The organism is Paenibacillus oryzisoli, from assembly GCF_001653565.1.
Taxonomy (GTDB): Bacteria; Bacillota; Bacilli; order Paenibacillales; family NBRC-103111; genus Paenibacillus_E; species Paenibacillus_E oryzisoli.
Map to the genome: position 1 here is coordinate 26866 of NZ_LYPB01000076.1, position 12977 is coordinate 39842.

The following is a 12977-nucleotide window of genomic DNA, read 5'->3' on the forward strand; positions in this document are numbered from 1 at the left end:
TATACTCATGCTTGCTCTTCCGGCTTTCCTGATAGGTTATATTTTCTATCAAAATGTTATCCTCGCAGCTGTCTTGGCATCTATAGGTTTTCTATTTCCTCGCTTTCGTCGGCAGCATTTAGTCCAAAAACGTAAAAATATGCTTTATGTGCAATTTAAGCAGGCACTTAGCTGTCTTTCTTCCTCAATGACAGTGGGGAAATCCATTGAATCGGCATTCCGAGAAGCATGGGAAGATTTGAAACTATTGTACCCAGACCCCGCTTGTTTGATCGTCGTGGAGTTTGGTTTGATTTGCCGAAAGGTTGAAAATGGTGAACCGATTGAATCAGCCCTTAAACATTTTGCTGATCGCAGTCATTTGGAAGATATTCAGAGCTTTTCTGATGTATTTCTAACCTGCAAGCGCACGGGAGGTAATTTAGTTGAGGTCATGAAGCGTACAGCAACGGTCATTGCAGATAAGTTAGAAATAACCCAAGAAATTTCAGTCATGGTGGCTCAGAAGCGTTTCGAATCGAGAGTTCTTGTTGTTGCACCCATCCTGATTGTTGCTGTATTGGCCTTTTCCTCGCCTGATTATATGGTTCCACTTTATCGTGGGAGCGGGATTCTCATTATGACGGTCTGTTTGTCATTACTTGGCGCTTGTTATGTACTCACTCAAAAAATAATGAATATTAAGGTGTAGGATGTGGATATGGTTTTTTGGCATGGCGCAAATTGTGTTTGGTTTGACCATACAAGTGATGGGGCATAGGAAATACGGGGAACAGCTTCAATTACAACCGTATCCATTTCGGATGAAAATTTTATTGCCTGCAAGCTGTTACGTGATAGATAAGTTCCAGTTGTTAGAGAAATTCCCTGATTTCACTTCGAGAATTCATCATAAGTGTATGTCCTTGTATGGGCGAAGTGTATCTTCGCAAGGCAGTAAATGGTTTATTGCTGAACTTATATCTGCCTGTATGATATGCCTATTCGTCGCTACAGTTCTTGCCATTCTAGCAGGTAAAGATAGTTCGTTACTTGCTCTTGGTGCAGTTGCAGCGATCGGGATTCCTGTGGTGATGGTTCGTGATTTGGATACTAAAATACGTAAAAAGCAGCAAAGGATGATCCTTGAACTGCCTGAATTCCTAAGCACAATCGTGCTGTTGGTGAATGCTGGAGAGACGGTCAATCGAGCTTGGATCCGATGTGTTCAAGCAAAGCCTAATTTGTCGGATTCTCCACTGTTCAAAGAGCTACTTGTTGCTGTGCATGAACTGGAGATGAACATCTCTTTTACGAAAGTATTAGAAGATTTCAGCAAGCGCTGCGCGTTACATGAAGTGTCATTATTTGCCTCAACGTTAGGCTTGAATTATAGAAGAGGCGGTAATGATTTTGTCGTTTCGCTGCATTCACTCTCGCTGGAGTTATGGCAAAGGAGGAAGAGCGTATCGCGAACGCTTGGGGAGGAAGCATCTTCAAAGTTAGTTTTCCCTATGGTGTTAATTTTTGTTGTGGTGATGGTGATTGTTGCTGCACCAGCGTTACTCATGATGAATCAATAGGAGAGGGATGTTGAAATGAGAAGTAGACTAGATATATTTAAGCGTGTGTGGAAAGAGGAAGACGGGTTAGGCACGTTAGAAATTTTATTGATTGTTGCGGTATTGGTTGCGATAGCAATTATTTTCAGAAAATGGATTGTCTCTTGGTTCCAGAAGCTGATTGGTGATGCGAATTCCGACTTGAAAGATAATAGTGCGGTTGCACCTTGTGCGCCTAGCCCGACCACAAGTTGTGCGCCATAATCGACTTCGTCGGTTCATTCTCGATGATTTGGGCACTTTTACAGTAGAAGCATCGCTTGTTTTTCCAGCGATACTCATTTGCACAGTGATATTATTATTTGTAGGCATGTTTGCCTATCAGCATGTTTATGTAGGACAATTAGCTCGCTCTGCTGCAGAAAAATTAGCCTTTACCTGGACGAACAGCCATAAAGATATCAATACGGGAAGTTATAATCCGCAGGAAACGGATGGTTTGTATTGGCGATTGACACAAGATAATGTAAGTGACTTATTTGGCTTATTACATGGAAGTTCAGGGGGGAGCATTTCACTCCCTACCAATCAAGTCAACGGCTTAGTGCAGCGAAAACTGGCCAAAGCTTCGGTATTATTTCCCAAAGGCGTTACTGGAACTGCCTCATACAAGAATTATTTATTAGATCATCGTATTGAGGTGACTGTGAAGAAGTCGTTTGTCATGCCAACATTTCTTAGTCGCTGGATGCGTGCAACGCAAACAGAAAGATCAGCTGTCGTCCACGTAGTTGATTCGATAGAGCTGATTAGAACAACAGATTTAACACGAACTTATCTGCCAACTTTAATTGGAAGGATTTCTCCAGGAAAAGCGAAAGCAGCACTCGTAGATCCGGTTAAAACGGACTTGTCTGGTCCTAGTGTCAAGATTCAATCTGAGCGTCAGGCATCAACATACTTGAGATCACTTGTGGGAGGGACAGAGGTTATTCGGACGACTCCATCAGGTAAAAGTAGGACAATTGATGCGTTAGACGCAAGAGGCATTGGTCATCAAGCCTTTTATAGTATGACGGAAGCTCAGCTTCGCACTGAACAACTGCCGAAGGATGTTGAACTTCTCCAGCATGATCCTACGGTGAAAGGCATTGTTTGGCATTTTTTTAAGAAGGATGCTAGCGGCAAAGGGATGCCTACAGTTTCATTTCGCAAAGAACTCGAACGTAAAGGGATTGTAGTTGTTATTCATAATTAGAAAGAGGGGAGCCATTGAAAAGATTCTTACGAACAGAAAACGGCACAGTATCTGTGTATTTGATCCTGATCATTGTGCCGATTTTTTTATTTCAAGCAGTACTTATAGATTTTGCCAGAATTAAAGTTGCAGAGAAAGAAACGGAATCTGCCATACAAGCATCGGCGCGATCCGTCATGTCCTCTTTTAATCCTGAGTTGCAGAAGCGAGGTCTTTATGGTATGGGTCTCTCTCAGGAGGCGTCAGAAAAATTACTTAACGATGTTTTTGCTCGGAATGTATCGAGTGGGGTCTCGGCGAATACTTTTAAATTTATTAATACCAAAGCAGTGGATGGAGCGTTGCGTGTTACACCAGTTTATACGCTTGCTAGTCATGTCATTTTTGAGGAGCAACTCTTAGAGGATATGAAACTCAAAGCACCAATTGAATTCACACTCGAAATTGTTGATAAATTTCAAAAGAGTGGAGTCCGAGAACCATTTCATACCAGTTCCCAATTTGTTAAAGATGCAGACGCGATTGAAAAGTTGATTGGACAACGGGAAAGTTTACTAGATGAAGCTTGGCAGCGCGCGGAAGAGCTTCATGGCAGAACTACAGAATTTCATGGATATTATAGAACTAGAGTTGCTGAATTAGACAAATTTGCTGGTGAAATCGGCATTCATACGGTTGACGGAGTGCGCAGCGAAATCAGTCAAGTTGAAGAGAATTTGCGTTCACTTACAACGAGCATAAGAAATATGGATCTTTCATTAGCTTCGCTTGTACAAGCAGGTCCTGAGGCAGCAGCAAGTATCCGATCCCTAGCTGAAGCCAAAAGCAGGCTTGAGGAACAGGCCAGATTGTTGTCACAAAAGCTAAGTGAGCTTGAAGCTTTAGTGCAGAAAATACTGACTTATACAGCTCTCGTCATCTCCACGAAACTTGAGGTGGCAGTGAATGAAAGAACGATTCTCCAACTACAGCAAGAGATTGAGCCAACCTTGCGGCAAGCCAAGCAAAAAAATGACGAGATACGCATGAAGCTGACAGGAGTTTCGGGTTCTTCAACGCAAGCGAATTCAGCTGCATCGGATGTGTTTCAGCACGTCTCGCTCATGGGGGATGACTATTTTTACCAATATCAAACGTCAATTGCGGGCATCGCCTCATTGTTTTCCTCATTCCGATCTGCCGTTGATGGCGTTATGTTGTATACGTCTGTGCATACCAGTAAGGTCAATCAAGCCAACGACAACTATTTGGAAGTGTCAAATGATTTCCATGCCAAACAAAGTCCGCTAGAGAAATCTAGAATGACAACAAATGAAGCAACAACGGCGAATAAACAGGCACAAAAGAACAAAATTCAAGCCATTATGGATCAAGCAAAGCAAGCAATAGGTGGTTGTCCCGTATCGAATACGCATTCTGGTGATTCTGTGGCTTATCGTAAACTCCAAGGAGAATCCGGTTATTATCAGAGGTATCGACAAGTGAATGCGCAGGATACAATGATCGGGAACGATGTGGCCTACGACATTGAAAAAGCAGAGCCTGCTAGTTTGCGGGCAATGGATATGCTAGGCGTATTAAACAACGCGGCGGAGATTCTCCGAGATGAACTATACGTAAATGAATATGCCCTAACAAAGTTTAATTATCGTACGTATGGATTAGAGAAAGATCTCAACGGGAATCCCAAATTATCGAATGAGTTAGTCGATCCTGGGACTCACTCTTTAGTAAATCAAGAGGTTGAGTATCTGCTGTACGGCTTCTCCTCTTGTGCAGCTAATATGGCCTCAGCTTATGCAGAAATGTTTTCATTGCGTCTAGCGATTCGTACAGTTGAAGCGCTATTAGATCCCAAGAAGGAACTTCTTCAAATAGGATCCCCTCTGCTGGTTTTTCTGGCTGCAGCAGCTCAAGGTGCAGCAGAGGCACTCGTTGATATGAATGCATTGGTGAAAGGGGATGCTGTTGAGTTATCGTCAAAGCTCTCCACATCTGCACTTAAGTTGACCTATAAAGACTATCTCCGTCTATTTTTAATGCTGCACAGCAACAATTCCAAACTGATGTCCCGAATGCAAGCTCTACTGGAGTTAGAGACTGGTATTGATCTCAATCAAGCAACCTCCTATATCCAAGCGAATGCAACGAGTGAGATCAGGCTTTGGTTTATTCCTCAAGTTATGAGGTTATTGGACGGGACGGGACTTCTGGGGTGTAAAGTTGTCGGAACACATTGCCAAATGAATCGAGCGGCGGTCGTTTCGTACTGAAGAAGGAGGCGTCAATTTGCTTCATAAATTGCACAGGGAGCAAGAAGGTGGAATTGTCCTTGAAGCATCACTTATTCTACCTTTGTTTCTTGCTTTCATCGTAGGATTGGTTCTAATCATTCAAATTGCGTTGGTTGAGATGGCTTTGCAGTCTGGCGTTTCTGAGGCGACGAAGTCGATCGCGGGTCAACTATATCCCGTGCGGATCGTCGTCCAAGAGGTCCAATCGAAATATGATCAAAGTCGTGCTGCAGAGATGCTTAATGCTGTCGTGAATGGTGTTCAATCAGCCAGGGATCACGTGACCAGTACAGAGAATTTGGCTGATGAGTATCAGGCGTATATTCCAGACCAACTGTTGGAACTCGTACGCTGGGAGAAAGAGAAAAGGGAGCTTGGCGAAGACGTGGCACAAGATGAGTTGAGTGATTTTTATCAAACGCAGGTTAAACCGCGAATGCTGGCAGTTTTTACACCAATTGTGTTTGCATTTTGTGATGATAAGCGTGTTGATAAAAGGAACTTTAAAGTCATTGCAGTAACATTACCAAGTTTGCAACTGGATGGGGAGGCATTTGTGGGGATTGAGGCACAACTCATCTATAAATTGCCCATTCCATTTATGAGCGAAACGATTATTTTGAAGAAAAGGGCTTATGAGCGGGCTTGGGTGGGAGCTTAATCGGTAGGGAGGGTAACATTATTTTTGTGTGTCTTGGTTCTTTCATTATTTTTATTGCCGTTGCATTTGCTTTAGATGTGCGCTTTTCCAAGTTACCCAACAAATTGACCATGTGTGGAGCAGTATTCGGAGTTATGTTCCACGTGTGGTCTGAAGGGTGGAACGGGTTCTTATTTTCCATGCTTGGTGCTGGCGTAGGCTTTCTACTCGTATTTGTGTTGTATGTAATTGGTGCTTTGGGAGCTGGAGATGTCAAACTTTTCGGTGCTATCGGGGCAATTATGGGTGCAATGTTTGTTATACAAACACTTGTTTATGCAATTTTGTGGGCAGGATTAATCGGACTATTCCTTCTATCTGTTCAAAGAAAAATAAGAGCAACGAGTCGTAAGCTATCAGGTTGGCTATTCACAATAGTAGCGTTGCGAAAGGTTGAAGCTTTGTTTGAACTAAAGCAGCAAAAAAACATTAAATTCCCATTTATGTACGCAGTTTTACCAGCGGTATCCATTACGATTTACTATTCTTTGGTAGGAATGAGGTGATGATATGACGCAAGAAGTATTCGGTCTTCGTTATGAATTTGTGTATCGACATGGACATCTCATGGAACTGTATAAGGAAGGTGGTTTAGCAACCAGCGAGCTTTCCAACTTACAGGTGCGCATGCTAGAAGCCAATCAAGTTCCGAGACTGTTGCCGCTCGACATTCATGAGGTTGATTCGAACATACGACTTCTATATAGGTTGTCTTCCAAGCGAATGCTGTCACATGTTATGAAAGTAGAAAATTTCTCAATACAGTTCCTTGCCAAGTTGATTTACGCCATTGTTTGTACATTGGACGAGAGCAAGAATTATATGCTGTGTGAAATGAATTTTGTACTGAAGGATAATTTTATATTCATAGGGCAAGATTGGTCGGATGTTTACCTAACGTATGCGCCCATACATATCGAACATGATGTCGATGAGTGCTATTCAGCTTTAGACGCACTTCTCCATAAACTTATCGTATACCTTGGAGAAGAGGAACAGGATCAACTGCTTAAGTGGATGCCCATTCATTTAAATAGAAAAAGCTTTCAGTCATATAAGGAAGCGTTTATAAAGCTTATGGATGAGTCGATTCTAACACAAGTAGCAAGGCATACAGTGCAATCCCAACCGGTCGAAGCAACACTAATAGAACAAACAGAACAAGGCCTACCCAAAGCACATTGGAAACAAGATGAGGCTATACCTATTCTGCCCAAATCGGAGAATCCCAAGTTGGCTAAACATGATCCCACTCAATTGAATGGACAAGAGAACAATCCCTCATCAACTGCCAATGTAAGTTTATTTCCATTTTCCTTCGTTCCCCTTCAGCAACGTGGGCGATGGATGGCAATCGCGCTCCTCTTTATTTTACTTGCTTTTCTATGGCAATATTATTGGGAACACCCTAAGGCAAGCACGCTGCAAATCATGGCTGGCCTAACACTGTTGTTGGGGGATGCAGGCTTCGTACTTCTCTTCTTAGGGCGACCAGAATTTATTAATCAAAGTAATCAAACGCGGCAAAAGTCATCTATCAATCCAAACACAACCAATCCCGCTCATGAAGTCACAACGGATAACGTTGCAAGTGCCCCGAGTCCACAGGACATGCAACACTACTATCAAAAACTGTCCATGCAAACAACCTTACTTAGCCCATCGCTTTCAAATGCTACAGTGCTACTTGGAAAAATTCCGAAGCAAGATCCACTCGGCCCTCGTTTGGAAAGTCAAGGAGAAGGCGATAGCCGAACTGTTCCTATTAACAGTGATGTTTTTACGATCGGCAGAGGAGATTCAAGCAGTAAAGTTGATTATGTCGTCGATGATATTGGTGTTTCCAGGATCCATGCGGAAATAGTCCAAACTAGCAACGGTTTTCAACTTCGAGATGCAGGCTCTACGAACGGAACGTTTTTGAATGATTTCCCCCTCGTCACCTATCAAGGATATTCGTTAAAAGATGGAGATATTGTGCGAATTATACGACAAGAATTGATTTTTCGGCTCTAATACAAATAGTTTCTACTTCCTGTCTGCCGTGAGCAGTGGTATAATAAGAAGTCACGTGTCCATCACGTGATTATCTCAGAACTAGACAGGGGTTTGGTTTTACAAAATGAGTCTTTTAACAATTGAAGATTTAAGCCACAGCTTTGGGGATCGTACTTTGTTCAAGAATGTATCCTTCCGCCTGCTTGCTGGTGAACGCGTTGGGATTGTAGGAGCAAATGGCGTGGGTAAATCCACGTTGATGAATATATTAACTGGCAAACTTTTGAAGGATACAGGTAAAGTAGAATGGACCCCGAGAGTCCATTATGGCTATTTAGACCAACATTCTGTGTTGGCAGCGGGTAGAACAATCCGTGATATTTTGCGTGATGCGTTCCTTCCCCTGTATGAAGAGGAAAAAAGAATGATGGCTATCACCGACAAAATGGGAGATGCCACGCCTGAGGAGCTTGAATTGCTTCTTGAGGAAATGGGTGAAATTCAAGAACGTTTGGAGATCGGTGATTTCTATCTGCTTGATGTGAAGATCGAAGAAATGGGAAATGGTCTTGGCTTGAATGCGATTGGATTAGATCGAGATGTAACTTCGCTTAGTGGTGGACAAAGAACGAAAGTACTTCTAGCTAAACTCTTGTTGGAAAAGCCAACTGTTCTATTGCTCGATGAGCCTACCAACTACCTGGATGTAGAACACATTGAATGGTTGAAAATGTACTTGAAGGATTATCCGTATGCGTTCATGCTGATCTCACATGATACAGAATTCATGAATGAAGTCGTCAATGTTGTCTATCATTTGGAGTTTTCCAAGTTGACACGCTATACGGCAAATTATGAGAAATTTCTAGATATGGCTGAGATGAACAAAGCGCAACATATCGACGCCTATGAGAAACAACAGGAGTATATCAAGAAACAAGAAGATTTCATCGCACGTAACAAAGCGCGAGCTTCAACTTCAACTCGTGCGAAGAGCCGAGAGAAACAGCTTGATCGGATTGATCGGATTGAGCGCCCTGAAACGGCAATGAAGCCTACATTTGTATTCAAAGAATCGCGTTCCAGTGGTAGAATCGTATTTGAAGCGCAGGATTTGGAAATCGGCTATGATCGTGCTTTACTTCCAAGGATGAACGTTACGATTGAACGTGGTGAGAAAATTGCGATCGTCGGCTGCAACGGGGTTGGTAAATCCACCTTATTGAAAACAATTCTTGGAAAAATTGAGCCATTCAGTGGTAAAACGTATCGCGGCGATTATTTGAACCCTGCGTACTTTGAACAAGAGGTCAAAGCGCCAAGCATGACTCCGATTGATGATGTATGGAATTCTTTCTCTTCCATGACTCAGAATGAAGTTCGTGGAGCGCTTGCGCGCGTTGGGCTTAAGAATGAGCATATCACACGAGCGATGAGCATGTTAAGCGGTGGAGAACAAGCGAAAGTTCGTTTGTGCAAGCTGCTTATGCTGGAAAGCAACTGGTTGTTATTCGATGAGCCGACGAACCATTTGGACGTCGTAGCCAAAGAAGAACTTCAGCGTGCTCTGAAAGAGTACAAGGGAACTGTCCTCCTTGTTTGCCATGAGCCGGAGTTCTATGAAGGCTGGGTAACCCGCGTGTGGGATGTTGAAGAATGGTCTGCCAAGGTCACCAATTAATCTAATCAAATCGGAGGAGATAACGATGTTAACGCATGTTGTGTTTTTTAAGCTCAAAGATCGTAGTCCAGAAGCCATTGAAGTAACCAAAGCCGTTCTTACGAACATGGAAGGTAAAATTCCGGTATTAAGGCACATCGAGGTTGGGACTGACATCTTACACCTTGAGCGTTCTTACGATATCGCACTCATTACGAAATTTGATTCCCTAGACGATTTGAAGACTTACGATACGCACCCTGTGCACGAACAAGTTAAAGCTCATATGAAAACAGTTCTTGATGGTACGTCCATCTGTGTTGATTTTGTAAGCTAACCCATGTTTGAAAAACATAGGAGAACAGTGTAGTATCCTTAGAAGAGGCTCGTTCTTGACATTGTCAGGGACTTGCCAATGTTCTGAGGCTGCACTGTTTTTTGTGTGTTTAGCGCAGATGCGAAATGACATAGACATGGGAGAGGAATCCAAGTGAAGTCCAAATTAAATAGAGCTTACATGACAGAAGTTCTAGAAATGCTGCTGCGGACTCCTAGTCCGACAGGGTATACCCATCACATTATGCAAAAAGTAAAGCTAGAAGTGAATAAGCTAGGCTTCGAGCTTTCTTATACGAATAAAGGCTGCGGTATCGTGACCGTTCCAGGCGTGAGTTCAGATCGTGTAATCGGGATTTCTGCGCACGTAGACACACTCGGTGCAATGGTACGTTCTATTAAAGAGAATGGTAAGCTGAAGATTACGTCGCTTGGCGGATTTATGATGGGCGCAATCGAGAATGAGTACGTACAAGTACATACCCGCGATGAGCGTGTTTATGATGGTACGATTCTTACATCAAGGCCATCTGTACATGTATACGAAGACGCGAGAGAGTACAAGCGCGATGAAGCGAATATGGAAGTTCGGATTGACGAGCTCGTGAATTCCAAAAAAGATGTGGAAGCACTCGGCATCCGTGTCGGTGATTTTATTTCTTTCGATCCACGTGTTCAGGTGAAGGATAATGGCTATGTGAAGTCTCGCCATTTGGATGATAAAGCGAGTGTAGCCTCCCTATTTGGCTTGCTCAAACTAATCAAAGAAGAAGGGCTTCAGCCTCACTATACGTTCAAGTTGTTCTTCTCGAATTATGAAGAAGTTGGTCATGGTTCATCTTTTATTCCAGATGATATTACAGATTTCATCGCCGTAGATATGGGTGCGCTGGGGGATGACTTGAGTGGTACCGAACGTGATGTTTCCATTTGTGCGAAAGATTCATCAGGACCTTACGACTATGCCATGACGTCTAAAATGATTGAGCATGCCGAGAAGCTGGAAATCGGCTTTGCGGTGGACATTTATCCGCGCTACGGATCGGATGCTTCCGCAGCGCTTAGAGGCGGCCGCGATATTCGCGCGGCGCTAATCGGGCCAGGAGTTCATGCGTCACATAGCATGGAGCGCACGCATATGGATGCTGTAGTGAACACAGCAGCCCTTCTTGCGGCGTACATCCAGGAGCCGGTGCAAGGATGAATATTCTAAGCGCAGTCGACATTACAAAAACCTACGGAGACAAAGTGATCTTCGATGATATCTCGTTCACACTGAACGAGAAGCAACGCATTGGCCTCATCGGCGTGAACGGAACAGGCAAGTCCACGCTACTGAAGATGCTGGCGGGTCTGGAAACCCCGGATCGCGGCAAGCTCGTGCACGCGAACCATTTCCGCGTGGAATACTTGCCGCAAAATCCGGAGTTCGATCCGAACTCCACAGTGCTTGAGCAAGTCTTCCACGGTGATTCGCCGCTCATGAAGACGCTGCGCGACTATGAGCTGGCACTTGCGGAGTTAGAGCTGGACTCCGGAAGCGAGAAGAAACAAGCGCGCCTGTTCTCCGCTCAGGCGAGCATGGATGAGCAAGGTGCCTGGGAAGCCAGCACCTTGGCCAAGACCGTGCTGATGAAGCTCGGCATCAGCGAGTTCGACAAGCCCGTCGGCCAGCTGTCCGGCGGTCAGCGCAAACGCGTCGCCATGGCGCGCGTGCTCATTCAGCCCGCCGATCTGCTCATCCTTGACGAGCCGACGAACCATATTGATAACGAGACGGCCATCTGGCTCGAGGAATTCCTCAGCAAATGGCGCGGCGCCTTGCTGCTCGTTACCCATGACCGGTACTTCCTAGAGCGGGTCACCACCCGCATTCTGGAGCTGGACCGGGGCAAGATCTACAGCTATGAGGGGAACTACGAGTGGTTCCTCGAAAAGAAGGCGGAGCGGATGGATTCCGAAGCCGCTAGTGAAGACAAGCGGCAGAATCTTCTCCGCCGCGAACTGGCTTGGCTCCGTCGCGGCGCGAAGGCGCGCACGACGAAACAGAAGGCGCGTATTCAGCGCGCCGAGGATTTAAGGGACCGTAAGGTAGACGGTCCCGCTGACAAGCTGGACATGGCGCTGGCTGGCAGCCGACTTGGCCGAAAGGTGATGGAGCTGGACGACATCTCCAAGTCTTTCACAAGCGGGAAGCAGCTGCTCAGCGGCTTCAGCTACATTGTGATGCCGAAGGATCGTCTCGGCATCATCGGTCCGAACGGCAGCGGCAAGTCCACGCTGCTAAATATGCTCGCTGGGCGTATACAGCCCGACAGCGGCACGATCGAGACAGGTACTACTGTGAAGCTTGCGTACTACACGCAAGAAAACGTCGAGATGGACGAAAAGATGCGTGTAATTGAATATATCAAGGAGGCCGCAGAGCAGATTCGCACGTCGGATGGTGAAACCATTTCGGCCGCACAGATGCTTGAGCGCTTCTTATTCTCTCCGAATTTGCAGTGGTCGCCAATCGGGAAACTCTCGGGTGGAGAACGTCGTAGACTGTATTTGTTACGTACGTTAATGGGCGAGCCGAATGTTCTGCTACTAGATGAGCCGACCAATGACTTGGACATCCAAACTTTGACGATACTGGAAGATTATCTAGATCAATTTTCTGGTGCTGTTATTACTGTTTCCCATGATCGCTACTTCTTGGATCGAACCGTGACACATTTATTTGCTTTCGACGGGAACGGTGGGATTGAGCCTTTCATAGGAACGTATTCCGATTATTTGGAAGACAAACGCGAACAAGAAGAGGCGGAGCAAGCTCGCAAAGAAATCGTACGCCAAGCGAGCACTAAGGCGACTAGCAACAGTCCTGCTTCTACGACTTCCAGTACAAATTCAAGTGCAGCCACGAATCGTCCGAAGAAGCTTTCTTTTAAAGAACAGAAGGAATGGGACGAAATTGAGAATACAATTGCTGCCCTTGAGGACAAAGCAGAAAGCTTGAAAAAGCAAATTGAAGCCTCAGGAAGCAACTTTGATCTTGCTCGTGACTTGTATGAACAAGAGCAGCAAACGACCGCGGAGCTTGAAGCGGCCATGGAAAGATGGACTTATTTATCCGAGTTAGTAGAACAAATAGAACAAAATAAGTTATGATAGTATAAATAAGATAAAAATAATTTAAAGGCAG

12 protein-coding genes are annotated in these 12977 nt (G+C 44.6%); all 12 read left to right on the top strand.

The window, feature by feature from the left end:
• Positions 1–7 precede the first annotated feature (7 nt).
• The 12 genes from A8708_RS21170 to A8708_RS21225 all read left to right on the top strand — a co-directional run bounded on the left by A8708_RS21170 (position 8) and on the right by A8708_RS21225 (position 12943).
• Positions 8–691 carry a type II secretion system F family protein gene (locus A8708_RS21170; protein ID WP_239696784.1) on the top strand — a complete coding sequence of 228 codons (684 nt, stop codon included), beginning with the start codon at positions 8–10 and terminating at the stop codon, positions 689–691.
• A gap of 22 nt (positions 692–713) precedes the next feature.
• Positions 714–1562: a type II secretion protein F gene (locus A8708_RS21175; protein WP_204787607.1), complete on the top strand. Its 849-nt coding sequence runs from the start codon at positions 714–716 to the stop codon at positions 1560–1562.
• A gap of 15 nt (positions 1563–1577) precedes the next feature.
• On the top strand, positions 1578–1805 hold the full coding sequence (locus tag A8708_RS21180) for a Flp1 family type IVb pilin (RefSeq protein ID WP_068667104.1): 228 nt from the start codon (positions 1578–1580) through the stop codon (positions 1803–1805).
• A complete protein-coding gene (locus A8708_RS21185) occupies positions 1795–2799 on the top strand; it encodes a TadE family protein (protein WP_068667106.1) in 1005 nt (334 codons plus the stop codon). The genes A8708_RS21180 and A8708_RS21185 overlap by 11 nt, the downstream gene beginning before the upstream one ends.
• A gap of 14 nt (positions 2800–2813) precedes the next feature.
• Positions 2814–5072, top strand: a complete 2259-nt coding sequence (locus A8708_RS21190; protein WP_068667108.1) for a hypothetical protein — start codon at positions 2814–2816, stop codon at positions 5070–5072.
• 16 nt (positions 5073–5088) lie between these two features.
• A complete protein-coding gene (locus A8708_RS21195; protein WP_068667110.1) occupies positions 5089–5754 on the top strand; it encodes a hypothetical protein in 666 nt (221 codons plus the stop codon).
• Positions 5739–6299 (top strand): A24 family peptidase, encoded by a 561-nt coding sequence (locus A8708_RS21200; RefSeq protein ID WP_082927683.1) that lies wholly within the window; start codon positions 5739–5741, stop codon positions 6297–6299. Before A8708_RS21195 ends, A8708_RS21200 begins: the two co-directional genes overlap by 16 nt.
• Before the next feature lie 4 nt (positions 6300–6303).
• Entirely contained in the window at positions 6304–7809 is a 1506-nt protein-coding gene (locus tag A8708_RS21205; RefSeq protein ID WP_068667113.1) for a DUF6382 domain-containing protein, read from the top strand.
• Between the two features lie 106 nt (positions 7810–7915).
• Positions 7916–9472, top strand: a complete 1557-nt coding sequence (locus A8708_RS21210; protein WP_068667115.1) for an ABC-F family ATP-binding cassette domain-containing protein — start codon at positions 7916–7918, stop codon at positions 9470–9472.
• Positions 9473–9497: 25 nt separating this feature from the next.
• Positions 9498–9788 carry a Dabb family protein gene (locus A8708_RS21215; protein WP_068667117.1) on the top strand — a complete coding sequence of 97 codons (291 nt, stop codon included), beginning with the start codon at positions 9498–9500 and terminating at the stop codon, positions 9786–9788.
• A gap of 153 nt (positions 9789–9941) precedes the next feature.
• Positions 9942–10991 carry a M42 family metallopeptidase gene (locus A8708_RS21220; protein WP_239696785.1) on the top strand — a complete coding sequence of 350 codons (1050 nt, stop codon included), beginning with the start codon at positions 9942–9944 and terminating at the stop codon, positions 10989–10991.
• Positions 10988–12943: an ABC-F family ATP-binding cassette domain-containing protein gene (locus tag A8708_RS21225; RefSeq protein ID WP_068667119.1), complete on the top strand. Its 1956-nt coding sequence runs from the start codon at positions 10988–10990 to the stop codon at positions 12941–12943. Before A8708_RS21220 ends, A8708_RS21225 begins: the two co-directional genes overlap by 4 nt.
• Positions 12944–12977 lie beyond the last annotated feature (34 nt).

Excerpts from the sequence above, each read along its gene's own strand:
- A8708_RS21170 (WP_239696784.1), top strand. The coding sequence starts at position 8 with ATGCTTGCTCTTCCGGCTTTCCTGATAGGTTATATTTTCTATCAAAAT.
- A8708_RS21175 (WP_204787607.1), top strand. The coding sequence starts at position 714 with ATGGCGCAAATTGTGTTTGGTTTGACCATACAAGTGATGGGGCATAGG.
- A8708_RS21180 (WP_068667104.1), top strand. The coding sequence starts at position 1,578 with ATGAGAAGTAGACTAGATATATTTAAGCGTGTGTGGAAAGAGGAAGAC.
- A8708_RS21205 (WP_068667113.1), top strand. The coding sequence starts at position 6,304 with ATGACGCAAGAAGTATTCGGTCTTCGTTATGAATTTGTGTATCGACAT.
- A8708_RS21210 (WP_068667115.1), top strand. The coding sequence starts at position 7,916 with ATGAGTCTTTTAACAATTGAAGATTTAAGCCACAGCTTTGGGGATCGT.
- A8708_RS21215 (WP_068667117.1), top strand. The coding sequence starts at position 9,498 with ATGTTAACGCATGTTGTGTTTTTTAAGCTCAAAGATCGTAGTCCAGAA.
- A8708_RS21225 (WP_068667119.1), top strand. The coding sequence starts at position 10,988 with ATGAATATTCTAAGCGCAGTCGACATTACAAAAACCTACGGAGACAAA.